A 25,658-nucleotide genomic window follows, 5' to 3' on the forward strand; every position below is an offset into this window, starting at 1 on the left:
CCATGATCAAGACAGGTGCCCAGCATACCGAGTCGCTGCGCGACGGTCGCCAAGTCTATATCGACGGTGCGCTGGCCGGCGATGTGACACAGCATCCAGCGTTTCGCCGCAGCATAGAGTCGGTGGCCCGGCTCTACGATTTTCAGTCGGCCGAGGAAAACCGCGAGCTGATGACATTCGAGATCCCCGATGGCGGGGGCGCGCGGGCCAATCGGATCTGGCAGCTGCCGCGCAGCCATGCCGAGATGGTCGAGCGCCGCAAGGGGCTGGAGGCCTGGACCGAGTTGCACGGCGGTTTTCTTGGTCGATCGCCCGATCACGTCGCTTCGTGCATCGCCGGGATGTACATGGGCAGCGAGGTGTTTCACGACTACGACCCCAAACGGGCAAAGGCGCTGGAAGACTATTACCGCTATGCCCGCGACAACGAGCTGTACCTGACCTATGTCATCATCAACCCGCAGGCGGACCGTTCCAAAGGGGCGCATGAGCAAAAGGACCAGTTCCTGGCTGCCGGCGTGGTGGATGAGGACAGCGAGGGGCTGACCATCCGCGGGGCCAAGATGCTGGCGACCGGGGGCATCATGGCCAACGAGGTGTTCGTCACCTGCATCCAGCCCCTGCGCCCGGGCGAGGAACCCTATGCCGTGTCTTTCGCCGTGCCGATGAACACGCCGGGGCTGAAGCTGCTGTCGCGCAAATCCTATGAGGCGGCGGCGCCCAGCGTCTATGACAACCCGATGGCCAGCCGTTTTGATGAGAATGACGCGGTGGTCTATTTCGATGATGTGAAGGTGCCGTGGGACCGGGTGTTCGTGAATCAGGACACGGCCATGTGCATGAAGCAGTTCCAGTCCACGCCTGCCCATGTGCACCAGAACTATCAGGCGCAGATCCGGCTGATGGTGAAGATGCGCTTCCTGATGGGCGTGGCCCGGCGGATCGCCGAGACCAACGGCGTGATCGAATTTCCGCAGGTGCGCGAGACCCTGGGCACGCTGGCGGCGCAAAGCGCGATGGTCGATTCGCTGGTCCATGCGATGGAGATCAAGGGCCAGCAGCGGGGTGAATATTTCATCCCCGATCGCCACACGCTTTATGCCGCGCAGGTGCTCACACAGCAGATGTATGCGCAGGTCATCACCACCTTGCGCGATCTTGCGGGCGGTGGGCTGATCATGCTGCCGTCGTCAGTGTCGGATTTCGCCAACCCTGAGCTGCGCGAGCTGATTGGCAAGACGCAACAATCGCCGACGGCCTCGTCCGAGGGGCGGGTAAAGTTCTTCAAGCTGGCCTGGGATGTGATCGGGTCGGAGTTCGCCTCGCGGCATACGCAATACGAGATGTTCTATGCCGGGGCGAGTTTCGTGACCAAGGGGCATTCCTTCCGCACCTATGACTGGGACAGCTGCACCGGGCTCGTCGATCGGATGCTGGACAGCTACAGCCTGGAAGATGATTTGGCCGCGCTGAACGTGGCAGCCGAGTGAAGAAGGGAAACGGATAATGACGATTGACAAGGAACATCTCGAGTTCTTCCCCGTCGACATGGGCAGTGAGGGCTGGCACACGCCGCCCGGCTATCCTGCGGGGATCGAGCAGAAGATCCTGGCGGGCCATCTCGATGAGGAGGGCAAGATCGGCAATCGCACCCGGCTGTTGCGCTTTGCGCCCGGTGTCTACACCACCGCGCCCTTCGTGCATGATTACTGGGAAGAGGTTTATCTGGTCGAAGGTGACCTGACCGTAGGCAACGATGCCGAGGGCAGGGGGGGCGAATCCTTTGCGCCGCACACCTATGCCTGCCGCCCGCCGGGGGCCTATCACGGGCCATTCAAGTCCGAGGGTGGCTGCGTGTTGCTCGAAATTCATTACTACGACATCTGAATCGCCCGGCATTCGCGCTTTGCCAGCCTATTAGCGGCGTCAGAGCCGGCACCGATGGCGGTGTCGGCCTGTTTGCTGTGCAGAGTTGTTAAAACGGCTTTTATCCAGAAAAAACACGTATTTTCGGCATAGGTCTTCTTGACAGGACGCTGTTCAAATGTTTCTGTGAAATTTCACACAAACTCATCGGGGCGACGCCCAGCGGTGTTGGCCCGGATCAGCCAGAAAGACCAAAAGATCAATAACCAAACGACAGGGGAATCAAATGCAGAATACGTTCAATCGTCGCGCGTTGGCGCGGATCGGCCTGGCAGCCACGGCGGCGCTGGCCATGGGGGGCGCCGCGCTCGCGCAGGAGGCCCCGGCAGAGTTTAACATCGGGGTCTTCACATTCTCGTCCGGTCCTGCCGCAGCCTACGGGATGCCAGGCCGGCAGGGCGCCGAGTTGATGATCGACATGATCAACGAGTCCGGCGGGATAGGCGGCGTGCCGGTGCGTGCGACCTATGTCGACGAGGCCCAGGGCGCCGAGGGGGTGATTTCTGAGTATCGGCGGCTGGCCAACAACCCCGACACGCAGGTGATGATCGCGGCGCTGTCTTCGAGCAACTGTCTGGCTCTCGCGCCGGTGGCCGAGCAGATCGGCATGCCCACGATCAGCTGGAACTGCGATACGCACCAGCTGTTCCTTAATGAAGACCTGCAATACACTTTCCGTCCGAACGGCAATACCATCCCGGAATTCGCGGCCTTTGCCGCCTATCTGATGGAGGTCAAACCCGACGCGCGGCGCATTGCCATCATCAACCCGGACTATGCCTTCGGACATGACGCCGGCGAGATCGTGAAAGCCACGCTCAGCGCCATCGCGCCCGATATCGAGGTCGTGGCCGAGCTGTATCCCAGCCTTGGGTCTTCGACCTTCCAGACCGAGATTTCACGCCTTTCGGCGGCGCGCCCCGATGCGATCTTTTCCAACCTCTGGGGTGCGGACCTGGAGAACTTTGTCCGCCAGGCGCAGCCGCGCGGTCTGTTCAACCAAAGCCAGATGATCCTCGCGCTTGGCGAGACGGTGCTGGAATCGCTCAGCTTGCCGGATGGCGTAATCGTGGGGGTTCTGGGCGATGGCTGGTGGAACACGCCGACCGCCCGCGCCAATGAAATGACTGTGGAATTCACCGAAGCCTATCGCGAACGGTTCGGCGAATATCCGGTGTTCCCGACGATGAAGATGGCGAATGCGTTGCTGTTCATGCAGCAAGCGGTCGAGGATGCCATTGCCGATGCCGACGGGGCCTGGCCCAGCCGCGACGAAATCGCCGCCGCGATGGAAGGGCGCACGTTCGAGTCGCTGACCGGCACCGCCGTGCTGCGCGAGGACAACGACGCACTGGTCGATCAGGTCGTGGGCATGTCGGCGCAGGACGATGAACTGGGCTTTTCGGTCATGACCAACATGGTCCGCTATCCCGGCGAGGCGCTGATGCCGCCGCTGGGCGAGGACCCGATTGCCTGGCTTGGCACCTTGTCGGCCGAGTGGCTTGAAACTCTGCCCAAGCCCGGGTCCTACGAGTAACTGCGCGCGCCCCCGAGCTTGTCCTTCTTGTTCGGGGGCGGCCTGCGCGCCGACCGCAGGATGCCGCAAGGGGCGGCAATCTCAGTCTAATCCCAAGTAACAGGCCGAACGATGCTTTATGCGATCATACCGCTTGTCGTAGACGGTCTGGCCAATGCTGCGCTTATCTTCTTTGTCGCGGTTGGTCTGACCCTCGTCTTCAGCGTCCTGCGCATCCTCAATGTGGCGCATGGCAGTTTTTACTCCATCGGGGCCTATGTGGCCGCCAGCATGGGGCTGTGGTTGATCGGCAGCGGGTTGAACCCCTGGCTGAGCTTTCCGGCGCTATTGCTGTCCGCGGCGCTGGTCGCGGCGCTGATGGGGCCGCTGATCGAACGCACGCTGGTCCACTGGACCTATGGTCGCGGCGAGGCGGTGCAGATCCTTGTCACCTTCGGGCTGTTTTTGATCCTTGAGGATCTGCAGCGTATCGTGTTTGGCGTGCGCTCGATCTATGCCGATACGCCCATGGCACTGCTGGGTGTCTCGGAAATCGGCGGGATCATCTATCTGAATTATCAGCTTCTGCTGATCGGGCTGGCGGTGCTGGTGCTGATCGGGCTGCGCATGTTCATCCGCCACACCCGCTACGGCAAGCTGATCTCGGCCGTGGTCGAGGATCGCGAGGTGTCCGAGGCGCTGGGCATCAACACCCGCCGGATCTTCATGATGGCTTTCACGCTCGGCGTGTTTCTTGCCGCGCTCGGCGGCGCGCTGGCAACGCCCACCACCGGCGTCGCGCCAGGCCTTGGGGCCGAGACGATGGTGCTGGCGTTTGCTGTCGCCGCGATTGCCGGGCTTGGCCAGGTCGAGGGCGCGGCGGTGGCCGCGGTGATCGTCGGGCTCGCGCGGGTGCTGGCGATCTACTATGTGCCCGCGCTCGATGCGGTGGCGCCGTATCTGGTGATGCTTGTGGTCCTGCTGATCTGGCCCTTCGGGCTGTTCGGCTCCACCCAGACACGGAGGATCTGATGCGCACTGCCAATCTCATGTTGCTGCTGGCCGGGGGGGTGCTGGTCATGGCCGCGCTGCCGTTGGTGATGCCCTGGAAGCAGTTCGTCATGACAATCGCCATGGCAAAGGGCTTTGCCGCGCTCGGCGTGGCGCTCTTGCTGCGGGCGGGGATGATCTCGATCGGGCATGCGCTGTTCATCGCGGTCGGGGCCTATTCGGCGGCCTTCATCGCCCGCTACGCCGGCATTACCGACCTTGCGGTGATCCTGGTGGGGACGGTCGCGGTTTCGGCAGTCGTGGGGGCGCTGGTCGGGGCCTTCATGGTGCGCTACCGCGCGATCTTCTTTGCGATGCTGAACCTTGCGGTGTCGATGGTGGTGTTCTCGCTGCTTGCCAAGCTCTACCGTATAACCGGGGGCACTGACGGGCTGCGCGTTCCGGTGCCCAGCATCTTTGGCGTCAGTTTCGACAAGGCGCAGTTCGACGTGATCCTTTACTACCTCACGCTCGTTCTGATCGTGGCGGTGGGGTATCTGCTGCACCGTTATCTGAAAAGCCCGCTGGGCCATGCGCTCGAGGCCGTGCACACCAACGAGGTGCGGCTGGAATATCTGGGCGTGTCGGCCTGGCGCGTGCTGCTGGTCGCCTATACGATTTCGGCCGCGCTGGCGGGGCTGGGCGGGGCGCTGACCGCGGTGGCGGTGGGCCATGTGCTGCCAGAATACGCCTACTGGACCGAGTCTGGCCATCTGGTGCTGACTGCCGTTCTTGGCGGGATCGGTGGCGTCGCGGGGCCGTTCCTTGGCTCGATCTTCCTCGAACTCGTGCACAGCGTTGCGGTGGGCTATGCCGCCGACGCCTGGAACATGATCAACGGGATCGCGCTGCTCTTGGTGATCTTCTTCCTGCCGCGCGGGCTTTACGGGCTGATCGCCAGCCGCCGCGCGGCCAAGGGGCTGACGGACGGGGAGGACAGCCAATGAGCAACGATCAAAGCCTGCTGAGCGTCCGCGGCATCCAGGTGTCCTTTGCCGGGGTCAAGGCAGCCGACAATGTGACGCTGTCGATCCATCAGGGCGATTTCACGGCCATTATCGGGGCGAACGGGTCGGGCAAGACAACCTTCCTGAACATATGCACCGGCTATGTGAAGCCGCAGGCCGGCGCTGTCTATCTGGAGGGGCACGAGATCACCGCCCTGCCGCCGCGCGACATCGCCCGGCAGGGCATCGCGCGGTCATTCCAGATACCGCAGCTGTTTACCGACCAGACGGTGCGCGACAACCTGATGCTGTCGATTGCCGCGCGCGAGGGGGTCTTTCAGGGCTTCACTCCGCTCGACCGGCCCGAGTACCGTGCCGAGGCAGATGAACTGATGGCGTTGGTGGGGCTGGAGCAGGTCGCCGAGAGCCTGACCGGCACCTTGCCCGAGGGGCTGCGCAAGCTGGCCGATGTGACGCTGGCACTGGCGCTCAAGCCGCGGCTCTTGCTGCTGGACGAACCCACCAGCGGCGTCAGCGCGCTGGAACGGTTCGAGATCATGGAAACCTTGATGAACGCCCTGCGTGAGAGCAAGACCACCGCGCTTTTTGTCGAACACGACATGGATGTGGTGCGCCGCTATGCCGACCGTGTGCTGGTCTGGGATACTGGCCAGGTCATCGCCGACGGGTTGCCCGAGACGGTCTTTGCCGATGAACGGGTCATCAAGAGCGTGCTGGGGGCGATGTGATGCTGGAACTCAGGGATGTGAATGTGGCCATCGCCGGGGTGCGTGTTCTGCGGGATGTAAGCCTGTCGCTCAGGCCCGGCATCTGTACGGTGCTGATCGGCCGCAACGGGGCGGGCAAGACAACGACCTTGCGCGCGATCATGGGGCTGGTGCCGATCAAGACAGGGGCGGTCACCCTTGAAGGTCTGCCACTGCACGAGCAGCCCAGCTATGCCCGCGCGGGGCTGGGGCTGGGCTATGCACCCGAGGACCGGCGGCTGATAAGCGGGTTCACGATCGAGGAGAACCTGCTGCTGCCGGCGCTGGCGCTGAATCTCGATGCGGCCGAACGGCAACGGCGGCTGGATGAGGTCTATACCCTGCTGCCGCAGCTGGCCGACATGCGCAAACGGCCAGGCGGGGCGACCTCGGGCGGGCAGGGCAAGATGGTTGCGCTTGGGCGCGCTCTGATGGTGGGGCGCAAGGTTGTGATGCTGGACGAGCCATTTCAGGGCCTCGCGCCGGCGCTGGCGCTCGACTATGCCAAGACGCTGGCCCAGTTGCGCCAGGCGCGCACGGGCCTTGCGCTGCTCATCACGGAATCGAGCCCCAACCTGCTTGACGCCATCGCCGATGAAACGCTGCGCATCGAGCGCGGGGCGATCGAGCCGGCCGAAACCGAGGGCAATCTGGCACGTGATCCGGCGCCGGACCACTGATCGCGGCGCACCCGATGGCACGATTCTTGGCGGGCAGGGGGCATCCATGCCCCTGCGCCCGACCCGACAACCGACTTCAAGGAGACAGGCATCATGCAGATCAAGGCGCGTATCGATAGCGCAAAGGGCAAGGAGGAGCGGGCATTCTCAGTCGATTCGCTGGTGATCGCCGGTTGGGCCGGCCGCGACCGTGAAAAGATGGAGGCTCATATCCGCGAGCTGGAAGAGCTCGGCGTGGCCCGCCCGCGCGCGACGCCCACCTATTACCGCGTCTCGGCGGCGCGGTTGAACCAGAACGCCACCATCCAGCACACCGGCGACACCTCCTCGGGCGAGGCCGAGGCGGTCCTTCTGGCGCAGGACGGGGTGCTTTATGTCGGGCTTGGGTCCGACCACACCGACCGGCGTGTTGAGGGCTATGGAGTCACTGTTTCGAAACAGATGTGCGACAAGCCGATTTCCAGCGATTTCTGGCTTTTTGACGAGGTTGCCGCCCATTGGGACAGCCTGATGCTGCGCGCCTGGGCGGTGATCGACGGGCAGCGTGTGCTCTATCAGGAGGGGCCGCTGGCCGAGCTTTTGCCTCCTGCCGCGCTGATTGAGGGCCACTCAGAAGGCCGGGGCCTGCCGGACGGCACCGCGATGTTGTGTGGCACCATGCCAGCGATTGGTGGAATCCGCCCGGCGGCGCGTTTTGAATGCGAATTGCACGATCCGGTGCTTTCACGAACGATCATGCTGGCTTACAACATTGACGTTCTACCAATCGTGGAGGAACAACCCTGACAGGAGATAACCCGCCGATGCCCGCCACGACGGCCGAAACCGGCAAGTCCCGCCGCAAGGCGCGCACCCGTGCGGATGCACATGTGTCCTTGCGGGACCAGGCCTATGAGGCGCTCAAGACCAAGATCATCAACTGCGAGTTGCGCCCGGGTGAGGCGCTGACCGTCGCAAGTCTGGCCGAGGATCTGGACCTGGGCCGCACGCCGGTGATCCAGGCGGTCGACCGGCTGGTGACGGACGGGCTGGTCGAGGTGATGCCGCGCAAGGGGATCGTCGTCTCGCCCATCAGTCTTAATGAGATTTTCGACATCATCGAGGTGCGTATCCTCAACGAATGTCAGGCGGTGCGATGGGCCGCCGACAAGGCCACCGCGCGTGATATCGCCGCGATGGAGGCCAATCTGACCGCCATGTGCGCTGCCTCGGAGGGGCGCGATATCGAGCGGCTGATCCACCTCGATCGCGAGTTTCATCGCCTGATCAGCGCAGCGGCCGGTAACCCGGTGCTGGCCGAATTCATGAGCAACCTGCATGACCGTTCGGTGCGGTTCTGGTTCGTGTCGCTGCGCGCGCCGGACCACAATGCGCGCGTGTGTGAGCAGCACGCAGCCATAGTTGCCGCGATCAAGGCGCATGATCCCGATCTGGCCGAAGCCGCGATTCGCGCCCATATCTCCGATTTCCAGCACAACATAACCAATCAGGTGCTGCGCAATCGTCCCGCAGGGAGCGTTCGTTCAGCCTGAGATGTGCCGCTCTGCTGGTTTGCGGCTGTGGCGCTTTCGTGAAAATGGTAAGAAGCACCATGCTGCAGGGAAGCCGCCGCGCCATGACCCCGACGAGTTGCGAAGGGTCGTATTCAGACAGGACAATTCCGGGGGCCTGCGGTCAGGGTGTCGCTGGGCCGGATGAAAGGACGCAGCATGTTCCTGTCGGTATTTGATATCTTCAAGGTTGGCATCGGGCCTTCCTCGTCGCATACGATGGGGCCGATGATCGCTGCCGCGCGCTTTCTGGAGCGGCTGCGGAGCAGGCCCTTTTCGGTGCATGGGCTGCGTGCCTCGTTGCATGGGTCGCTGGCCTTTACCGGGCAGGGGCATGCGACCGACCGGGCGGTGATACTCGGGTTTGCGGGGGTCACGCCGGCAGATTACGACGCGGCGGCCGCCGAGGCGGCGCTCAAGGAAATCCGCGAGTCGAAGCTGGTCTCGCCGCCGGGCCTTGGCCGGCTGGCTTTCGACCCTGCGCGCGATCTGGTCTTCGATTACGGCCCGCCGCTGCCTGGCCATGCCAACGGCCTGCGGCTGATGGCGGTCGACGCCCAGGGCGATACGATCGACCAGCAGATCTATTATTCGGTCGGCGGCGGTTTTGTCGTCACCGAGGAGGAACTGGCCGCGCAGCAGGGTGGCTCTGCGCCGGGTCGCGACGTGCCTTACCCTTTCGAAAGCGCCGCCGCGATGCTGGAAATGGCGCGCGAGAGCGGCAAGAGCATCGCCGCGATGAAGCGCGCCAACGAGTTGCAGAGCCGCAGTGCCGCCGAACTGGACAAGGGGCTGGGCCGGATCGCGCAGGTGATGTCGGATTGTCTTGAGCGCGGTCTCGAGGCCGAGGGAACACTTCCCGGCGGCCTGAATGTGCCGCGCCGCGCCGCCGCGATCCGCCGCGCGCTTGAGGCCGAGGCCGGGCGCAACCTGACCGCGCCGCATGTGATCAATGACTGGATCAGCATCTACGCCATGGCCGTCAACGAGGAAAACGCCGCCGGCGGGCAGGTGGTCACGGCACCCACCAACGGCGCCGCGGGCGTAGTGCCGGCGGTGATCCGCTACTGGCTGGGGCATGTGCCGGGTGCCAGCCGCGCCCGTGTGGGGGAGTTCCTGCTGACGGCTGCGGCCGTCGGCGGGCTGATCAAGCACAACGCGTCAATTTCCGGTGCGGAATGCGGCTGCCAGGCCGAGGTGGGCAGCGCGGCGGCCATGGCGGCGGCGGGGCTGGCGGCCGTGCTGGGCGGCACGCCCGCGCAGGTGGAGAACGCCGCCGAGATCGCGCTGGAGCATCATCTGGGCATGACCTGCGATCCGGTGAAAGGGCTGGTGCAGGTGCCCTGCATCGAGCGCAACGGCCTGGGCGCGATCAAGGCAGTTTCGGCCGCGAGCCTCGCGCTGCGCGGCAATGGTGTGCATTTCATGCCGCTCGACAACTGCATCGAGGCGATGCGCCAGACCGGCGCCGACATGAGCGAGAAATACAAGGAAACCGCCCTGGGCGGGCTGGCCGTGAACGTGCCGAACTGCTGAGGTGCTCGCTTTCCCAGTCTCGACAGCTAATCGTGCGTGCGACTGGCTCGCGGCCCTGTTCAGGCGCACTTCGCGCCTGCCTCATGCTCGGCCAGGATGCCGAAGATCTGCTCGTCCGTGAATCTCGCTCGCTTCATTGTCCGTGCTCAGGTTGGGCCGGACTCTAATCGAGCGTGGAGGAAAAATCCCATGGTGCCCTGTGTCAGAAAATGACACCCGCCTCAGCGCCGCCGGGTATGGCGATACCGACCGCCTCCTGCCATTGCTGATCCGGGGCGGCCACTCCGAATTCTCGGTCATATCTCGTGTATGACCGGTGCCGTATCGCAAACTTGCTGTGCGATATCCACGACATGGCGATGGTGTGTGAGGTAGATTGCCTGGCCGCTCCGCCCGATCTGTTCCATGATACGGCACGCGGCACTGGTGCGATCCTCGTCGAAGGTCTCGAAGATGTCGTCGCAGAAAAAGGGCAGGCGGGTACCTTGCGCAACCAGTTGTTCATGGGCGGCGGCGCGAAGGGCCAGGTAAAGCTGGAAACGCGTGCCCTTGGACATTTCGGCCACCCGTTTGGCGGTGCCATCACCATCGACCGCCAGCAAGGTTTCATCAGCGCCATCGGGTTGGGTGGTGAGGCGCGCGTAGGCGCCTCGGGTCAGCGCGGCAAAACAGCGTTCGGTCGCGGCCAACATGCCGCTTCGATGGGTATCCCGGTACCGGCGGATTGCCTCTTCGGCCAGCCTGTGGCCGATTGAGAGTTCCAGATGCTCCAGCGCGGCCTCTTCCAGTTCCAGCCCCAGCGTGGCCTTGCGTTCCGTCAGCGCGGCGATATCCGCATCTCCGGTGACCCGGGACAGGGCCTGACTGGCGGTTACCCGCGCCTCGGTCGCCTCTGTCAGTTGATCCTCCGCTCGTGCCAGATCGGCTTTGACGGCCTCGGCCTCGGCCTCCAGTTCCGCCACCGTGGCGCCTTCGAGCATCTCGCGGGCGAGCGTCATGTTCCCGGCGCTCAGCTCGGAGAGGATCGCGCGCTGCAATCCGGCTTGTTCCTTACGGTCGGCGATGACCTGTTGCGCCTGGGTCGCGGCGCGCCGCAGCGCATCGAGCGTGTCAACCGGCACCTCGTCCGGGAAGAACTGGCCCATGGCCTCAATCTCGCGGCCGATCTCGTCAAGGCGCCTTTGTTTTTCCGTCAGCGCATCCCGGGCTTTTTCGATGGCTGCTGTCAGTTCTTCCGCCTGCGTTTCTGCGGCTTTGGCCGCGTCGGATCGTTTGCGCAGCATGGCGAAAGTTGCGGCGGTGGTGTCGGCCAAAGGCAGATATTGGGCGGCGGCGAGTCCAGCGACGTTTTCGGCAAACTGCGCCTGGTCGGTTTCCATGGTGCCCACGCGCTGTGCGGCGTCCGCGCGCTTTTCATCATGTTCGCGCAGGGTCCGCAAAGGGTCGAGCGATCCAAGCAGGGTCGATGGCGCGACCGCATCACCAAGGACGTCAGAGACCAGGCTGCGCCATGCCGCCTCGGCCCGCTCTGCTTCTTGCTGCGCGGTCTCGTGCTTTTCCACGCGCCGGGTCAGATCGACTTCGAGTGCGGCAAGCGCATCGCGTGCCCTGGTGGTGGCGGCAACCGTCTCGCGCTCGGCCTCGGCCAGAGCGCGTGCGGCGGCGAGCGCGCCGTCGAAATCCGGCGCCTCGAGGTTCAGATGCGGCTCCAGCGCCGCGAGCAGCCGCCTGGCCCGTTCCGTTTCGGGGTGATGGGTATCTCGGGTTTGCGCGAGTTTTCTCGACGCCTCGGCGGCGGCCCCGTGGCGCTGCACCCAGTCCAACCATTCCGCGGGCGATTGCGGGACGGGCAGGCCGACAGCGGCTGCGGCCGCATTTACCGCGTCCTCGAGCGCCGCTTGCTGGTCACGAAGTGTCGTCAGGCGGGTTTGGGCTTGATCGGCACGCGCCTGGGCCTCGGCGCGCGCTTGTTCGATCTGACGCAACTGCCCAAGATCCCGCGCATGGGCCACACGAGCCTGCATCGTCGCATCCAGCGCCTGCATCGCGGTTTCGAACGGGCGCAGGGTCTCTTCGCTCAAGGTCGCCCGATGCGCCTGCCACAGGCGGTCGCGCTCGGCCTTGAGGGCTTCGGCCTCGGCGTCCGGGACAAGGCGGCCACCTGACATCACCTGATCGGCCTGCGCGCGGCGGGCGGCGACATCCACGATATGCTGCGCGAGCGCGTCTTCGGCCTTGTTGATTTTCACGGTGAAGTCGGCGTGACTGCCTGCCCACGCCTGCGCCTTGATCAGGCTGGTGGGACAGTCGGGAAGCGCCCTGAACCGCATTGCTCCGACCGTCAGGGCCTCGAGCGCGTGGCGCACTGCCGTTTCAGCCGCGTCGATGGCCTGCCGGGCCAAGGCCTGCGCAGGGGCAAGACGATCCACATCGTGGCGGGCCAGAATGTCACCGACCCCGTGCCCGGCAGGCGTTCTTGATGCCGTGCTGTCGAAAGCGGCCTTTGCCCTGTCGCGTCGCTCGGTGAGTTCACCCACTTCGTGCGCCTCGGCCTTTACGGCGGCTCTAGCGTTGCGCAACGCCTCGCGCGCGGCGTCCAGCCGCGCAATCTCGGCAGGTGACAGAACGAGGTTTTGCAGATCGGCATTCGCCGCCACCCCAAGGTCGCGCGCCGCGCGGGCCATTGCGGCCTCAGCCTCGCGCACCTGTTCGCGTCTGCGATCGAGGTCCAGCCCGGCGGTCACATCACGACTGCGCAAATCGTCCAGAGCGTCGAGATGCCCGGCCAATGCCACCAGCCCGGGCGCTCGGTCCAGACCATCGCGGGTGGCCGTCAACTCTTCGATTTCTCCGGTCAGGCGCTGGATATCGGCCTTTGCCTGAGTTTCCTCGGCAAGAAGCCTGACGAGGCTTTCGGGGTCGAAATCCAGCCGCTCGGGATAGGCCGCGAATGGCGCGATACGCCCTGCGAGATCGTCGATCCCGGCCAGCATCGGCAGGGCGCGGCGCATGGCGGCGATCTGCGCGGCCCTTTCATGCAACGCATCGCGGGCGGCTCTTGCCGCGCCCTCGGTGGTTCGTGTATCGGCGAGCGCCTTTTTCAGCCCGCGCCAGGCGCTGGCCGAGACATCCCTTTCGCGGATGTCCTTTTCCACCTGTGTCAGTTCACGCTTCAATTCGGCTACGCGCGTCTTGCTGGCCCGCTTGCGCCAGATCGCGTCGGCGTCGTCCCGCACCCCCTCCAGCACGGTGCTCAGATCCGCGACCCCGGCCGCGGCGGAAAACAGCAAACGCCCAATGTCGCCGCGCGCCTGTACGATTTCCTCGCCGCCCCGCTCGATCGTCTCGTCATCAAGGCAGAGCAGCTGTCGGTAATCTTCCTCGGAGAGGCCTGCCAGATGCGCCGAGAGCGCGGTTTCCGGCAAGGCAGTGCCCGCCGCATCCACCAGTGAACCGCTGCGCTTGGGCAGGCGCGTGAACTGGCGCAGCTGCCCGTCGATCTCCAGTTGGCCCGAGACCTGCAGGTTGGCGCGCTGATGCTTGAAGGCATAGCCTTCGCGGTGCGCAAACCCGTAGAAGAGGCGTAACGCAGCCTCCATAATGGTGGTCTTTCCCGCCTCGTTCGGCCCGTAGATGATGTGAAAATCGGGCGTGTCCCCGGCCTTGCCGAAATCGAATTGCCGATCGGTGAAATGGCCAAACCGGTCGAGGGACAGGCTGCGCAACCGCATCAGCTTTCCGATCCCTTCATCCGCGCCAGCACACGCTGTGCGCCGGCTTCGGCCAGGCGCCGGGTCAGCTCTTCGGCCGTGGCCTGGTCGGGCAGAAGGCGTGCCCGGATCGCCGGAGGAAGATCCAGGATCATCTCGTCGACCTCGGCACGCGCGGCGCTGGCAAAGCCCGGCTCACCCCGGATGGCCGCAATGAGTGCGGACAGCTCATTGGTGGCACTGGCGGTGCCATCAGCGACAGCCGGCGCATCGAGGTTGAAGATCACCTTGTCGAGCCAGAGGTTCCCCGTCTCCCGCGCAAGCTCTGCGATTTGCGCGCTCCAGTAATCACGGTCGCGCAGGATATGCCAATGGCGCTCCGGCGCGCCTCTCAGGGTCAGGCGCAAGACCCCGGCGGCGGCCGTCAATGCCTCGGCCGTGGCCCTCAGATGATCGCGCAGCAGGGCGCGCAGGGCGTCGTCACCCTCCGTGCTTGTGATATCAAGCGAGGAGGTGGAGAACTCGACGACCGAGCTTGGCACCTCTTCGACGTGGATATTCCCATCGGCAATGCTCAGCAGGCTTGCCGATCTGGGCCCGACCTCGCCGATGTCTCGCCCTTGCGGCATGCCGGGCATCACCACCCACGGGGCCTTTGCGTGGACCTTGCGTTTGTGGACATGCCCGAGCGCCCAGTAATCGAACCCCATGCCCAGCAGATCGCCCAGGCTGCACGGCGCATAGATGTCATGGCCCGCCGCCCCGGCCAGGGAGGTGTGCAGCATGGCGATATTGACCGCCCCCCCAACCGGCGCCGAAAAGCGCGGCAGAAGGCTTTCGGGCGCATGGCGGTCGGTAAAGCTGACGCCGTGAACCCAGATATCCTCGGCCAGTTGCACCTTGCCGCCGCGCGCGTCGAAAACATGCACATTGTCCGGCAGATCGAGCGTGCCGGTGATCGGGTTTTCCGCGTCGTGGTTGCCCTTGATATAGAAGACCCGGATATCTGCAGCGCGGAGGCGGTCCAGCTGTCCGGTCAGGAACGCGGCGGTGCGTGCGCTGCGCTCCTTGCCGTCAAAAAGATCGCCCGCGATCAGCAGCGCCGCCACGCTTTCCGACAAGGCAATATCGATGATCCGCATAAAAGCTGCGCGCGTGGCTGCTTCGACTGTCGCGCGCAAGTCCTCGTCGCGCAGCGCCAGCGATCTGAGCGGCGCGTCGAGATGGACATCAGCGGTATGCAGGATTCTGATCAATGCGTTACCTTCCGTTGAAAACATGTCATTGGCGCGAGGCTAACTCAAGCGCGACCCGACAATTGCGATCTGCTTTTCCTCACGCCCCTGTAAACGCTATCGGGACCTTCCCGAGCGACGTGGCCGCACCGGGTTGCAGGTGCGCGGGGCAGGCCGGTGTGCCGCGATGGCGCCCGGCCACAAAATCGACCGGCATCCGCACCTTGGCGGTCAAGTGGCGGCTGTGGGGAGATGGATCGCATCGATCATGGGTGAAATGACAGCCACGGCTTACGCTTCACCTGCGCCAACTGTGGTTTTCATCCCTTGCCTGAAAATATACCTGCCCGACCGGATTGAACGCCTGCGCGGAACACCCATGTCGGCGGTGTGGGCGGGTTTCTCTGGCAACATGGTGTTGCGGTGTCGGACCGGTTCGTGCGTGCTGGGTGCTGGCCGCATTGCCGCCCGTGACGAGACAGCGCCCGGCCCTTTTCGGACACGTCATCATGCTGCTGGTATCTTCGCCATCCCGTCCTGCAACCCCTTGTCCTGAAACGTGCATCTCCGCCCTGGTCCGCGAAAGCCGCATATCATGAGCGAACGGCATCGGCGCAGACTCAACCGCCAGTTCGCCGCCCTGACCAGCCGTTCCCCTGGGCTGCGCCGTCTCGTCACGGCCGTTCAGGGCAGGCCGGGTGTCGTTTTGCGCTTGCCGCTGGGCCTCATGCTGATCGCAGGCGGGTTTCTCGCGATTCTGCCGATCTTCGGGCTCTGGATGATCCCGCTGGGGCTGCTCGTGCTGGCCATCGACCTGCCGCTGTTGCGGCCTTCCGTTTCGGCGGCCATCATACGCCTGCGCCGCAAATGGGCGCTCTGGCAGCGTAATTTCCGAAATCGCGACAGACACTGATTTATCGAACAGGATGTCGATTTGGACTGGCTGTTTCTTCTTGGCGGACTCGTGGCGTTGTTTTTCGGCGGCGAGGCGCTGGTGCGCGGCGCGGTTGGCGTCGCCCGCAGGCTGGTCATTCCGCCGCTCCTGATCGGGCTGACGGTGGTGGGGTTCGGCACCTCCACGCCGGAGTTGCTGGTGTCGGTCGATGCGGCCATGCGCGGCGTGCCCGACATCGCCATCGGCAATATCGTCGGCTCGAACATCGGGAACATTATGCTGATCGTGGGCCTGTCGGCGCTGGTCTGGCCGGTCCGCACTCTGGGCGGCACCTTGCAGCGCGACACCGGCGTGATGATGGCCGCCGCGCTGGTGCTGATCCCCGTGTTCTGGCTAGGCGCGATGGGGCGGCTGTCGGGCGCGGTTCTGGTGGCGGGTCTGATCGCCTATCTGGTCTGGGCCTACCTGAAGCCCGGAGCCGAACCGGCCGAGGATGACCCTGCGCCCATGCTGCCGCTCTGGCAGGCGGCGCTGTGGGTGGCGCTCGGCCTTGCCGCCCTGATGGTCGGGGCACGGTTTCTGGTTGACGGGGCGGTCAACATCGCGCGCGGCTACGGGGTGTCCGAGGCCTTCATCGGCCTGACAATCGTCGCGGTGGGCACTTCGTTGCCGGAACTCGCAACCTCGCTGATTGCCGCGTTTCGCCGCCAATCGGAAATCGCCATCGGCAATATCATCGGCTCGAACATCTTCAACGTACTGGGCATTCTCGGCGTGACCGCGCTGATCGCACCGATCCCGGTGGCCGGGCGTTTCCTGATCTTCGACCTGCCGGTGATGATTGCGGCCTCGCTGGTGCTGACGGGCTTGCTGCTCCTGCGGCCCCGGATCGGCCGACTGACGGGCATTGGCCTGCTTCTGGCCTATGCGGCCTATGTCTGGGCGGCGCAAGCATGAGGGCGCGCCGCGCCCGGTCGCCGGGGTGGATGAAACACGGGTTGCACCCCGCCCGCTGAAACGCGCCGGCGCCGGAGGGGACCGGCGCCGGCATTCTTTCAGCAATATCTGCGCCCCATGCGGGCCGCGATCAATCGCCGACGCGGTGAAACAGCGCGCCGTCGCCCGCCGCGCCGCCAAAGGCGATCACCTCATAGGAGGCGTTCGGATCCTCGCCCATGCCCGGCGAGCCGACCGGCATGCCGGGCACCGAGATGCCGGTGACATCGGGGCGCAGGGCAAGCAACTGGTCGATGGCCGCGAACGGCACATGGCCCTCGACGGTATAGCCGCCGATGCTGGCCGTGTGGCACGACCAGAGCGCCTCGGGGACATCGCCTGCCTCCTTCATGGCGACGTAATCCTCGATGACGGTGATCTCGACCTCAAAGCCATGCGCCTCGGCCAGTTCGGCCCAGGCGCCGCAGCAGCCGCAGGTGGGGGTCAGGGTGACATGCAGGACATCGGCGCGCGTATCGATAGCCCCTGCATGGGCCGCCGGCGACAGCGCGATGCCGGCAGCAACCGCCAGCGCGGCCAGGATCGGGCGGTGATGCGTCAGGATGGTCATGGTGTTCTCCGTATTTCAAGAAAGGTGATGCGGATGCCCGGACCGATCCGCGCATCCGGACCAGTTCACGATGCGACGACCAGTTCGGTCATCATGCCGGTGATCAGATGCGGCATGTGGTGACAGTGCAGCATCCAGCGCGCTGCCTCGCCCGCGTCCAGTGCGATGGTGACCATCGACATGGGCGGGATATGCACCGTATCGCGCGCGGCACCGTTGATGCGGCGCGGCGGGCCGATGTTCCGCCCGCCGATGCCGACCACCTGAAACACATGGCCGTGCAGGTGCATCGGATGCGCCATCATCGACATGTTGTGAAAGGTGATCTCCACCCGCTCGCCGCTGGTGGCGTGCAGGGGGGTATGCTCGCCCCATGTGCGGCCGTTGATCGTCCAGACATAGGGCGACATGGTGCCGCCCAGCATGGCATTCTCCTGCCGGGTGGCTTGCCGCGCGGGCAGTGGCGCTAAGGCGCGAAGGCGCAATTCCTGCGCGAGGTCATAGTCGAAGGCCGGGGCGGCGTCGTTGCCCAGATCGGCGATCCGCTCGACCCGCGCGCCGGATGTGGCCAGGATCAGCCCGGTGCGCTCGCGCTCGCCCTCGCGCAGGGCGAGGATGGGCCATGCACCTTCGCCTGCGGGCAGGTCCAACTCGATATCCAGGCGCTGGCCCATGGCGAAGCCGAAGCGGCGGCCGGTGAGGGGCTCGATGTCGTGCCCGTCCACCGCCACCAGCCGGCCCTCAAGCGTGCCGGTGTCGATCCAGAACACTGTGGCCGCGGCGGCGTTGATGATCCGCAGCTTCACCCGGCCGCCGCGTTCGACGCGCATCACCTCGGGGTCGGCGAGGGTGCGGTCATTGGCCAGATAGGCGTCGAAGTCGATGTCGTTGAGATCCATCTCCATGCCCTGCATGCCGGGCATCTGCCCCATGCCCTGCATTCCGCCCATTCCGGGCATGGTGCCGTGATCGCCGTCACCATGACCCATGCCGCCCATCATGCGATCCATCATGTTGCCCATCGCGCCATTGCCATGGTCCGCTGCGCCGCGCCCCATGTCGCCATGACCCATGTCGCCATGATTCATCCCGCCATGACCGCCATCGCCATGCGCGTGCTCGATGTTTTCCATCAGCTCCTCGGGCGAGGTGAAGGAGAAATCCTGAAGGATCATCACCACCTCCTGCCGGTCGGCGGCCACATCGGCGCGCGAGCGCACGATCAGCGGTGCGGCCAGAAGCTGCATCTCCTGCACCGGGAAATGGCTGTGCATCCAGAATGTGCCGGGCAGCGGCTCGAAATCATAGTTCCGCGTCTCGCCCGGTGTCAGCGCGGGCATGGGCGCATCTGGCACGCCGTCCTGCGCGTTGGGCGGGATCTGGCCATGCCAGTGGATGATGGTGTCCTCCTCCAGCCGGTTGGTCAGCGCGACGCGGAAGCGTTCGCCTGGTTCAAGGATCAGCCCCTGACCGCCCGCGGCGTTCTCCAGCCCGAAGGCGGTGGCGGCGCGGCCGTTGATTTCCAGTGTGCGGGTGCCGGCCACAAGGCTGCGCGGCTGCCCCTCGGCCATCACCCAGCGGGGGAGGGATGTGGCCGCGAGGCCCGCCGTGGTGGTCGCCAGAAAGCGGCGACGTGAGAATGAACGTGTCATTGCGATAGCTCCTGAAATCCGGCCTGTGGCCGGGTGTTGACTGCCCGGCCGCGACAGGGCCGGGTTCGATCAGCTCAGGAGCGTGTTCGTGGCGGTCGAAGCGCCGCCTCGGGCGTGGCGCTTCGCAGCGTCCGGTCCGCTTGCGCAAGATGGCGCGTCAAGGGAAGCAGCAATGGCGCCGGCGCCATGGTTGAAAGCGTTGCCTGCAACCCGGCGCAAGACAGCGCGCAAACGGCACAGAAGCCCTCAGATGCGTGCGGCGCGGCGCTCCCAACGGTTTCGCAACACGCGTCATCGGGCAGCGCGTGACGGTCTGCCTGGGCATGTGCTTCGCCATGCGGGCCGGCCGCGTGGTCCATGGCGGCATGGGCGGTCGCCGGCACCAACAGTGCCGCGAGGTGGAGAACCACCGCCATCAACGCCAGCATGTTGCGCAGCTTTGCCATTGGTCCCTTCTATGCCCGAACGCGGGCCACGTCCAACGCGGCCTGATGCCGCGCGCGCAGATTTGATCGCCCGGCAGATCGCAGGAGAAATCTGGCGGCGGGGGCTTGACCTTCCTGTTACTGGAATCCCCACATCTGCGATACATGGTAGCCCGAATGCCGGTTCCGGTGTTTGATCCACGTCATTCCGGATTTGGTGAATTCGGGACAATTGATTAAGATCGTCTTGAGAGGAAACCCCGCTGTTGAAAGCGCCCATCCGGATAACACGGCTTCTGCCCAACGCGTTCGCCATGCTGACGCGGGCCTTCGTGCTGTTCGTGCTTGTCGGCATTTCCAGCGCGTCCACCGCACAGGCGCATCAGGGGGACGCGTTTTCACCCGTCGCCGCGCAGGCCTCCGGGATCGCCTCCCTGAACGAGTGCTGCCATGCGGCGGATCAGAGTGCGCAGCATACCGCCTGCGCCCTGTCGATATGTTGCAGCCTGTCAGTGTTGGCCGAAGTTGGCGCGCACGATGTTCCGCTGGCAACCGCATCAATGAGGCCCCTGATAGGCCCGATGGGGTTCGCGAGCCTGTCTTGCCCCCCGATCCTGCATCCTCCGATCGCCATCTGATCCTGAGGTAACCGGCGCCCCGCGCGGGACGCCAGCACCCGGTCTTCGCCCTTGAAGGCCGGAATCCACCACGGATCGGGAGGAAGCGACATGACCACCGAAGCCAAGACACAGCGCGATGACGCGACCGCTACGCTCACCATTCCCGGCATGGGCAGCGACCATTGCGCGGGGATCGTGCGCACATCGCTCGAGCGGCTGGAGGGGGTGCAGGAGATCCAGACCAATATCGCCGCCCATCGCGCCCGCGTGACGTATCATGCGGGCAGCGTGACCCCGGCCGATCTGAAAGCCGCCGTCGAGCGGGCCGGCTACGAGGTCGATGATGTCGAAGGGGCGGGCGGCCCGCGCGAGGTGCGGCTGACGGTGCCCGGCATGGGCAGCGATCATTGCGCCGGGATCGTGGCGGATTCCATCCGCCGCCTGCCGGGGATAGGGAAGCTCGACACCAATATCGGTAATCACCGGGTGCGCGTGTCCTTTGACGCGGGCCAGACCGATGCGCAGGCCATCCGCGCCGCCATTGAGCGCGCGGGCTACGAGGTGGACACGGCCGAGGAAGGCCAGGCGCCCGATCATGCCCGTGATGCCGCGTCGGAGGATCGTTACCTCGCCCGCGCCTGGAAGCGGCTGTGGATCGCCGCCATCCCGACCACGCTGATCATGGTGCTGATGGGGCCGCACATGTTCTGGCAGCCGATCCCCGGTTATCTGGGCATCATTGCAGTGCTGGCCTTTCCGGTGGTGTTCCTGTTCGGCGGCTGGGCCACGCATGTTTCTGCCTGGCGGTCACTGACCAACCGCACCGCCAACATGGACGTGCTGATCTCCATGGGCAGCCTGCCGCCCTATCTGATCGGGCTGGCGGGGTTCATCTGGCCGATGACCTCGTTCATCGAGATGGCCGCCACGATCATGACCTTCCACCTTGTCGGCCGATACCTTGAGGCCCGCGCCAAGGGGCGGGCCAGCCAGGCGATCAAGCGGCTGATCACCATGGGCGCCAAGACCGCCGCGGTTTTGCGCGACGGCGAGGAGGTCGAGGTGCCGGTGGCCGAGTTGCAGCCCGGCGATGTCATGGTGGTGCGCCCCGGCGCCAAGGTGCCCACCGATGGCGAGATCGTGGAGGGCAACAGCCATCTCGACGAATCCATCGCCACCGGAGAATCGGTGCCGGTGGAAAAGGGGCCGGGCGATGCGGTGATCGGTGCCACCATCAACAAGGAGGGCGTGCTCAAGGTCCGCGCCACCCGCGTCGGCGCCGATACGTTCCTCAGCCAGGTCATCAAGCTGGTGGAGGAGGCGCAGGGCTCGAAAGTGCCGATCCAGGAGCTGGCCGACAAGCTGACCGGGTATTTCGTGCCCGCCGTGCTGGTGATCGCACTGGCGACCTTCGGCGTCTGGCTGGGCTTTGCCGACATCTTCCGCCCGATCCTTCACTGGGGCGCGGGCTTCCTGCCCTGGGTCAACCCCGAAATCTCGCCGCTGATGGGCGCGATCCTTGCGATGATCGCCGTGCTGGTCATCGCCTGCCCCTGCGCGCTGGGTCTGGCCACGCCCACGGCGCTGATGGTGGGCTCCGGCATGGGGGCCGAGCGCGGCGTGCTGATCCGCTCGGGCGAGGCGATCCAGACGCTGAAGGACATCAAGGTCGTGGTGCTCGACAAGACCGGCACCATCACCAAGGGCAAGCCCGCGCTGACCGATGTCCATGCCCTGCCGAGTTTCGATGAGGATGCGGTGCTGCGCGCCGCCGCTGCGGTGGAGGCCGGGTCGGAACACCCGCTGGCGCAGGCCATCGTGATGGGCGCGCGCGAGCGCGGGCTCGATGTGCCCGAGGTGACGCAGTTCAAATCCCTCACCGCACGCGGCGTGCAAGGCGAGCTTGACGGTGAAACCGTGCGCGTGGGCAGCCGGCGCCTGCTGGACGAGATCGGGATCAGCCTGGGCGATCTCGATGAGAAACTGCGCGCGCTGGAAACCGAAGGCAAGACCGCGATGCTGGTTGCCATTGGCGAAAGGGCTGCGGGGCTGGTGGCCGTGGCCGATACGATCAAGGAGGATTCGAAGGCCGCCATCGCCGAGATGCACGCGCTTGGCATCCATGTCGTCATGGTCACCGGCGACAACGAGCGCACCGCGAAATATGTCGCCGCGCAGGTCGGGCTTGACGAAGTCAGGGCCGGGGTGCTGCCGGAAGGCAAGGTCGAGGCCATCCGCGAATTGCAGGCGAAACACGGCCAGCATGTTGCCATGGTCGGCGACGGCATCAACGACGCGCCTGCGCTGAAACAGGCCAATGTCGGCATCGCCATCGGTGCCGGCGCCGATGTGGCGATCGAGGCCGCTGACGTGACGCTGGTCACCGGCGAACTCACGCGCGTGGTCGAGGCGATCCGGCTGTCGAAAGCCACCTTCCGCAAGATCGTGGAGAACCTCTTCTGGGCGTGGTTCTACAACCTCGCCGCCATCCCCATCGCCGCCATCGGCTTGCTGCACCCGATGATCGGCGTCATCGCCATGACGGCAAGCTCGCTCTCGGTCATCGGCAATTCGCTGCTGCTCAAGCGCGCGAGGCTGGAGGTGAAGAAATGACGGAACACCCGCAACTTCCGGCCAGATGCCGGACATGAGAGGAGAAACGACCATGTGGAACGGATGGGAAACGATGCATGGCTGGGGCATGGGCTTTGGTGGGATCTGGTCGATCCTGATCCTCGTGCTCGTGATCCTCGTGATAGCCGCGCTGATCAAGTACTTGATGAAATGAACCAAAAGGAACAGACCATGAGCTATACACATGACCGGATCATCGAAGATGCGTCGATCGACGATGTGGACACGCGGGTTCGTGCGGCCCTTGCCGAGCGGGGCTTCGGTGTGCTGACCGAGATTGACGTCAAGGCGACCCTGAAGGCCAAGATCGGCGCCGAGGTCGATGACTATCGCATCCTCGGTGCCTGCAGCCCTGCCATGGCCTACAAGGCCATCCAGGTCGAGCCACGGGTCGGCGCGATGCTGCCGTGCAACGTGATCCTGCGCGCGGTGGAGGGCGGCGTGGAAATCAGCGCCATTGACCCGGTTGCATCGATGCAGGCCATTGAAAACGCCGAACTCGACAAGATCGCCGCCGAAGTCCGCACCATGCTGGTGGAGGTGGTCGAGGCCGCCTGATCGGACAGGACAGCGAGACAACCGCGCGCGCCTGTCTGTTGGAAATGTGCTTTACTGGCGCCCGGCGACGAGCTTGGGCGCTTACGGGGGGAGTGAACCCGGCAGGCGCCTATCCCTTCCTAGTTTCCGCCGGGCCTGTCCGGGGGGGCGAAAACGCTTGCCCGGATGTGGCAGGGGCGTGTCACAGGGCGTGTGCGGGGTTCAGGCGCGGGTGGGTTTCCTCGCCCCAGATCAGGAGCACCGCCCCGGAGGCGAACATCGACAGCGCCACGAACCAGAAGGCGGCCTCCAGCGCGCCTGTCAGGTGCGCGACGATCCCAAGGCCCAGTGCGCCGACCCCATAGCCGAGGTCGCGCCAGAAACGGTAGATGCCGATCGCCGAACCCCGCCAGGCGGGGGGCGTGATATCGGCCACGGCCGCGCTCAGATTGGGATAGAGCAGTGCCATGCCCAAGCCTGCAATGCCCGCCGAAAACGACCACCAGAGCGCGCCACTGCCCAGCACCACCATCGCCACCCCCGCGCCGCAGGTCCACATCCCCAGCACGTTGGGCCAGAACCGGCCCACATGATCCGACAGCCGCCCGGTGAACAACTGCGACCCGCCCCAGACAAAGCCATAGACCCCGACGATCCAGCCCATCTCGGTCAGGCTTGCGCCCTGCGCCACCAGAAATACCGGAAAGATCACCCAGACCAGCGCATCGACGAATTTCTCGACCAGTCCCGCCTGTGACAGCGCCGCCAGCCGCTTGTCGCGCCAACTCATCAGCGCGAAGACCTCGCGCGTTGAGGGCTGCTCGGGCACGCCTTGCGGATAGCGCGGCGGGAATTTCGGCGCGCTGCGCTTGTGCGCTGCCGTCTCGGCCCTGGCCCAGGGCAGCGTGTCCTTGACCCAGACCACGGTCAGCGCCAGCGCCAGCACCACCACCGCCATGCCGAAAACCAGAAGACCTAGCCGCGCCCCCAGTGCTTCGGCGGCATAGGCCGTGATGATGCCCGCCAGCGCCACGCCGACATAGCCCGAAAATTCGTTCAGGCCCATCGTCAGCCCGCGCTGGTCGGCGCGGGTGATGTCCAGCTTGGCGGTCTGCGTCATCGACCAGCAGAGCCCCTGGTTGACGCCCAACAGGACCGTTGCCGCAACGATCCAGCCCCAGTTCGGCGCGGCCCAGATCATCACCGGAATGGGCAGCGCGATTACCCAGCCCCAGAACAGCACCCGCTGGCGCCCGATGCGTTCCGACAAGCGCCCGGCGATGAAGTTCATCACCGCCTTGACGACGCCAAAGGCCAGGACGAAGGCGGACAGCAGCAGGAACGAGCCACGCGCCACGCCGAACTCGGTCTCGGCCAGCGCCGGGATCACCGTGCGCGTCATGCCGATGGCAAAACCGACCAGCAGCACCTGGATCAGTTGATGCGAGAACTGCGTCAGGTTCTCGCGGATGCCAAGGGCGAGCGTGGTGTCGGGCATGACCGGGGCCTTGCGGAAAGGGGCGGGATCGGAGATATTCAAGTGATCGCTTGAATGATATATCTGCAGGAGCCGCCCAATGTCAATCAGCCCCAAGGCCGCGCTTCTCAAGGAATATGCGCTGATCGCCCGTGCCCTTTCCGCCCCCGCCCGGCTGATGCTGCTGGAGCAGGTTGCGCAGGGTGAGCGCGGGGTTGAAGGCCTGGCAGAAAAGACCGGCCTGACCATCGCCAATGCCTCGCAGCACCTGCAGCAGCTGCGCCGCGCCGGGCTGGTCACCAGCCGTCGTGACGGAAAATCCGTTCTCTACCGGCTCAGCGACGCCGTTACGCTCTCGCTCATGGAACTGCTCGGCAAGGTTGCCGAGCGCAACCTGGATCAGGTCGGGCGCATCTTGCGCGGGCTGTCGGGTGGCACTGATGCGCCCGAAGCCGTCAGCCGGGCGGAACTGGCCGCGCGCATGGCGCAGGGATCGGTCACGATTCTGGATGTTCGCCCGGCAGACGAGTTTGCGATCGGGCATATCCCGGGCGCGCAGAATATCGAGTTGGCTGATCTTGAGCGCCTGGCGTCCAGGTTTGGCCCCGAGGCCGAGATTGTTGCCTATTGCCGCGGCCCCTACTGCATTTTCGCACATCAGGCCGTCGCCACCCTTCGCAAATGTGGGCTCGACGCAAGGCGGCTGGACGGTGGGCTGCCGGAATGGCGTGAAGACGGGCGGCCCGTGCAGGTTCACGCCTCGCCCCGCAAGTCGGCGTAGCCGGCGGGGGAGCGTATCGCGCTGGCGCATCCGCGTTCTAACAGGCTTCTGAAAAAGGAAACCGGGCAGTTCTCGGCGAGGAAACTGTTTCTGTCCCACCATCCGAACGGGGCGAAGAGGGACGCGCCCGACCCTGGGAGGGCGCATTGGAAC

General features: G+C 65.2%; 23 protein-coding genes. 17 read left to right on the forward strand and 6 right to left on the reverse strand.

Annotated features, from left to right (window positions below; translation table 11 throughout):
- Positions 1 to 2: 2 nt before the first annotated feature.
- From DQ229_RS04105 to DQ229_RS04150, 10 genes are all read left to right on the forward strand, one after another.
- Positions 3 to 1,490: a 4-hydroxyphenylacetate 3-hydroxylase family protein gene (locus tag DQ229_RS04105; protein ID WP_114965028.1), complete on the forward strand. Its 1,488-nt coding sequence runs from the start codon at positions 3 to 5 to the stop codon at positions 1,488 to 1,490.
- 16 nt (positions 1,491 to 1,506) lie between these two features.
- Complete coding sequence (locus DQ229_RS04110) at positions 1,507 to 1,887, forward strand: cupin domain-containing protein (RefSeq protein WP_114965007.1); 381 nt, start codon at positions 1,507 to 1,509, stop codon at positions 1,885 to 1,887.
- Positions 1,888 to 2,152: 265 nt separating this feature from the next.
- Positions 2,153 to 3,463 (forward strand): ABC transporter substrate-binding protein, encoded by a 1,311-nt coding sequence (locus DQ229_RS04115; RefSeq protein ID WP_114965008.1) that lies wholly within the window; start codon positions 2,153 to 2,155, stop codon positions 3,461 to 3,463.
- Between the two features lie 111 nt (positions 3,464 to 3,574).
- Positions 3,575 to 4,474, forward strand: a complete 900-nt coding sequence (locus DQ229_RS04120) for a branched-chain amino acid ABC transporter permease (RefSeq protein WP_114965009.1) — start codon at positions 3,575 to 3,577, stop codon at positions 4,472 to 4,474.
- The gene (locus tag DQ229_RS04125) at positions 4,474 to 5,439 is read left to right on the forward strand and encodes a branched-chain amino acid ABC transporter permease (RefSeq protein ID WP_202909502.1); all 966 of its coding nucleotides are present in this window, start codon (positions 4,474 to 4,476) and stop codon (positions 5,437 to 5,439) included. Before DQ229_RS04120 ends, DQ229_RS04125 begins: the two co-directional genes overlap by 1 nt.
- Complete coding sequence (locus tag DQ229_RS04130) at positions 5,436 to 6,188, forward strand: ABC transporter ATP-binding protein (RefSeq protein WP_114965010.1); 753 nt, start codon at positions 5,436 to 5,438, stop codon at positions 6,186 to 6,188. Before DQ229_RS04125 ends, DQ229_RS04130 begins: the two co-directional genes overlap by 4 nt.
- Positions 6,188 to 6,886 (forward strand): ABC transporter ATP-binding protein, encoded by a 699-nt coding sequence (locus DQ229_RS04135; RefSeq protein ID WP_114965011.1) that lies wholly within the window; start codon positions 6,188 to 6,190, stop codon positions 6,884 to 6,886. The genes DQ229_RS04130 and DQ229_RS04135 overlap by 1 nt, the downstream gene beginning before the upstream one ends.
- A 93-nt stretch (positions 6,887 to 6,979) precedes the next feature.
- Positions 6,980 to 7,672 carry a DUF2848 domain-containing protein gene (locus DQ229_RS04140; RefSeq protein ID WP_114965012.1) on the forward strand — a complete coding sequence of 231 codons (693 nt, stop codon included), beginning with the start codon at positions 6,980 to 6,982 and terminating at the stop codon, positions 7,670 to 7,672.
- Positions 7,673 to 7,689: 17 nt separating this feature from the next.
- Positions 7,690 to 8,418 (forward strand): GntR family transcriptional regulator, encoded by a 729-nt coding sequence (locus tag DQ229_RS04145; protein ID WP_114965013.1) that lies wholly within the window; start codon positions 7,690 to 7,692, stop codon positions 8,416 to 8,418.
- Between the two features lie 177 nt (positions 8,419 to 8,595).
- Positions 8,596 to 9,972 (forward strand): L-serine ammonia-lyase, encoded by a 1,377-nt coding sequence (locus DQ229_RS04150; RefSeq protein WP_114965030.1) that lies wholly within the window; start codon positions 8,596 to 8,598, stop codon positions 9,970 to 9,972.
- A 296-nt stretch (positions 9,973 to 10,268) separates the two neighbouring features.
- On the opposite strand, the gene DQ229_RS04155 is transcribed toward DQ229_RS04150, so the two are convergent.
- Both DQ229_RS04155 and DQ229_RS04160 read right to left on the reverse strand, forming a co-directional pair.
- A complete protein-coding gene (locus DQ229_RS04155) occupies positions 10,269 to 13,703 on the reverse strand; it encodes a YhaN family protein (protein ID WP_114965014.1) in 3,435 nt (1,144 codons plus the stop codon).
- Positions 13,703 to 14,938 carry a metallophosphoesterase family protein gene (locus DQ229_RS04160; protein ID WP_114965015.1) on the reverse strand — a complete coding sequence of 412 codons (1,236 nt, stop codon included), beginning with the start codon at positions 14,936 to 14,938 and terminating at the stop codon, positions 13,703 to 13,705. The genes DQ229_RS04155 and DQ229_RS04160 overlap by 1 nt, the downstream gene beginning before the upstream one ends.
- A 574-nt stretch (positions 14,939 to 15,512) precedes the next feature.
- Here DQ229_RS04160 and DQ229_RS04165 point away from each other — a divergent pair.
- Both DQ229_RS04165 and DQ229_RS04170 read left to right on the forward strand, forming a co-directional pair.
- Positions 15,513 to 15,830 (forward strand): tryptophan synthase subunit beta, encoded by a 318-nt coding sequence (locus DQ229_RS04165; RefSeq protein ID WP_114965016.1) that lies wholly within the window; start codon positions 15,513 to 15,515, stop codon positions 15,828 to 15,830.
- Positions 15,831 to 15,851: 21 nt separating this feature from the next.
- Entirely contained in the window at positions 15,852 to 16,769 is a 918-nt protein-coding gene (locus tag DQ229_RS04170; RefSeq protein WP_114965017.1) for a calcium/sodium antiporter, read from the forward strand.
- Between the two features lie 130 nt (positions 16,770 to 16,899).
- Here DQ229_RS04170 and DQ229_RS04175 read toward each other — a convergent pair whose 3' ends face one another.
- The 3 genes from DQ229_RS04175 to DQ229_RS04185 all read right to left on the reverse strand — a co-directional run bounded on the left by DQ229_RS04175 (position 16,900) and on the right by DQ229_RS04185 (position 19,477).
- On the reverse strand, positions 16,900 to 17,379 hold the full coding sequence (locus DQ229_RS04175; RefSeq protein WP_114965018.1) for a DUF411 domain-containing protein: 480 nt from the start codon (positions 17,377 to 17,379) through the stop codon (positions 16,900 to 16,902).
- Positions 17,380 to 17,444: 65 nt separating this feature from the next.
- Positions 17,445 to 19,031, reverse strand: a complete 1,587-nt coding sequence (locus DQ229_RS04180; RefSeq protein WP_114965019.1) for a multicopper oxidase family protein — start codon at positions 19,029 to 19,031, stop codon at positions 17,445 to 17,447.
- A gap of 74 nt (positions 19,032 to 19,105) precedes the next feature.
- On the reverse strand, positions 19,106 to 19,477 hold the full coding sequence (locus DQ229_RS04185; protein WP_114965020.1) for a hypothetical protein: 372 nt from the start codon (positions 19,475 to 19,477) through the stop codon (positions 19,106 to 19,108).
- A 245-nt stretch (positions 19,478 to 19,722) separates the two neighbouring features.
- On the opposite strand from DQ229_RS04185, the gene DQ229_RS04190 reads away from it, so the two are divergent.
- The 4 genes from DQ229_RS04190 to DQ229_RS04200 all read left to right on the forward strand — a co-directional run bounded on the left by DQ229_RS04190 (position 19,723) and on the right by DQ229_RS04200 (position 23,268).
- Positions 19,723 to 20,094, forward strand: coding sequence for a hypothetical protein (locus DQ229_RS04190; RefSeq protein ID WP_155326439.1), 372 nt, complete (start codon positions 19,723 to 19,725; stop codon positions 20,092 to 20,094).
- 90 nt (positions 20,095 to 20,184) lie between these two features.
- Complete coding sequence (locus DQ229_RS04195; protein WP_114965022.1) at positions 20,185 to 22,689, forward strand: heavy metal translocating P-type ATPase; 2,505 nt, start codon at positions 20,185 to 20,187, stop codon at positions 22,687 to 22,689.
- 34 nt (positions 22,690 to 22,723) lie between these two features.
- Positions 22,724 to 22,864, forward strand: a complete 141-nt coding sequence (locus DQ229_RS16455; RefSeq protein WP_162300737.1) for a hypothetical protein — start codon at positions 22,724 to 22,726, stop codon at positions 22,862 to 22,864.
- 17 nt (positions 22,865 to 22,881) lie between these two features.
- Entirely contained in the window at positions 22,882 to 23,268 is a 387-nt protein-coding gene (locus DQ229_RS04200) for a DUF302 domain-containing protein (protein ID WP_114965031.1), read from the forward strand.
- A 181-nt stretch (positions 23,269 to 23,449) separates the two neighbouring features.
- Here the strand turns inward: DQ229_RS04200 and DQ229_RS04205 are convergent, their stop codons facing one another.
- Entirely contained in the window at positions 23,450 to 24,745 is a 1,296-nt protein-coding gene (locus DQ229_RS04205; protein WP_114965023.1) for an MFS transporter, read from the reverse strand.
- Positions 24,746 to 24,824: 79 nt separating this feature from the next.
- Here DQ229_RS04205 and DQ229_RS04210 point away from each other — a divergent pair, with 79 nt between their 5' ends.
- The gene (locus DQ229_RS04210; protein ID WP_114965024.1) at positions 24,825 to 25,505 is read left to right on the forward strand and encodes an ArsR/SmtB family transcription factor; all 681 of its coding nucleotides are present in this window, start codon (positions 24,825 to 24,827) and stop codon (positions 25,503 to 25,505) included.
- Positions 25,506 to 25,658: the final 153 nt, after the last annotated feature.

Origin of the sequence: Alkalilacustris brevis (assembly GCF_003350345.1) — a bacterium.
GTDB classification, from domain to species: Bacteria; Pseudomonadota; Alphaproteobacteria; order Rhodobacterales; family Rhodobacteraceae; genus Alkalilacustris; species Alkalilacustris brevis.

What these genes read in the sequence shown, in the direction of transcription:
- DQ229_RS04105 (WP_114965028.1), top strand. Translation starts at nt 3, where the DNA reads ATGATCAAGACAGGTGCCCAGCATACCGAGTCGCTGCGCGACGGTCGC.
- DQ229_RS04110 (WP_114965007.1), top strand. Translation starts at nt 1,507, where the DNA reads ATGACGATTGACAAGGAACATCTCGAGTTCTTCCCCGTCGACATGGGC.
- DQ229_RS04115 (WP_114965008.1), top strand. Translation starts at nt 2,153, where the DNA reads ATGCAGAATACGTTCAATCGTCGCGCGTTGGCGCGGATCGGCCTGGCA.
- DQ229_RS04120 (WP_114965009.1), top strand. Translation starts at nt 3,575, where the DNA reads ATGCTTTATGCGATCATACCGCTTGTCGTAGACGGTCTGGCCAATGCT.
- DQ229_RS04125 (WP_202909502.1), top strand. Translation starts at nt 4,474, where the DNA reads ATGCGCACTGCCAATCTCATGTTGCTGCTGGCCGGGGGGGTGCTGGTC.
- DQ229_RS04130 (WP_114965010.1), top strand. Translation starts at nt 5,436, where the DNA reads ATGAGCAACGATCAAAGCCTGCTGAGCGTCCGCGGCATCCAGGTGTCC.
- DQ229_RS04135 (WP_114965011.1), top strand. Translation starts at nt 6,188, where the DNA reads ATGCTGGAACTCAGGGATGTGAATGTGGCCATCGCCGGGGTGCGTGTT.
- DQ229_RS04140 (WP_114965012.1), top strand. Translation starts at nt 6,980, where the DNA reads ATGCAGATCAAGGCGCGTATCGATAGCGCAAAGGGCAAGGAGGAGCGG.
- DQ229_RS04145 (WP_114965013.1), top strand. Translation starts at nt 7,690, where the DNA reads ATGCCCGCCACGACGGCCGAAACCGGCAAGTCCCGCCGCAAGGCGCGC.
- DQ229_RS04150 (WP_114965030.1), top strand. Translation starts at nt 8,596, where the DNA reads ATGTTCCTGTCGGTATTTGATATCTTCAAGGTTGGCATCGGGCCTTCC.
- DQ229_RS04155 (WP_114965014.1), bottom strand. Translation starts at nt 13,703, where the DNA reads ATGCGGTTGCGCAGCCTGTCCCTCGACCGGTTTGGCCATTTCACCGAT.
- DQ229_RS04165 (WP_114965016.1), top strand. Translation starts at nt 15,513, where the DNA reads ATGAGCGAACGGCATCGGCGCAGACTCAACCGCCAGTTCGCCGCCCTG.
- DQ229_RS04175 (WP_114965018.1), bottom strand. Translation starts at nt 17,379, where the DNA reads ATGACCATCCTGACGCATCACCGCCCGATCCTGGCCGCGCTGGCGGTT.
- DQ229_RS04180 (WP_114965019.1), bottom strand. Translation starts at nt 19,031, where the DNA reads ATGACACGTTCATTCTCACGTCGCCGCTTTCTGGCGACCACCACGGCG.
- DQ229_RS04185 (WP_114965020.1), bottom strand. Translation starts at nt 19,477, where the DNA reads ATGGCAAAGCTGCGCAACATGCTGGCGTTGATGGCGGTGGTTCTCCAC.
- DQ229_RS04195 (WP_114965022.1), top strand. Translation starts at nt 20,185, where the DNA reads ATGACCACCGAAGCCAAGACACAGCGCGATGACGCGACCGCTACGCTC.
- DQ229_RS16455 (WP_162300737.1), top strand. Translation starts at nt 22,724, where the DNA reads ATGAGAGGAGAAACGACCATGTGGAACGGATGGGAAACGATGCATGGC.
- DQ229_RS04200 (WP_114965031.1), top strand. Translation starts at nt 22,882, where the DNA reads ATGAGCTATACACATGACCGGATCATCGAAGATGCGTCGATCGACGAT.
- DQ229_RS04205 (WP_114965023.1), bottom strand. Translation starts at nt 24,745, where the DNA reads ATGCCCGACACCACGCTCGCCCTTGGCATCCGCGAGAACCTGACGCAG.
- DQ229_RS04210 (WP_114965024.1), top strand. Translation starts at nt 24,825, where the DNA reads ATGTCAATCAGCCCCAAGGCCGCGCTTCTCAAGGAATATGCGCTGATC.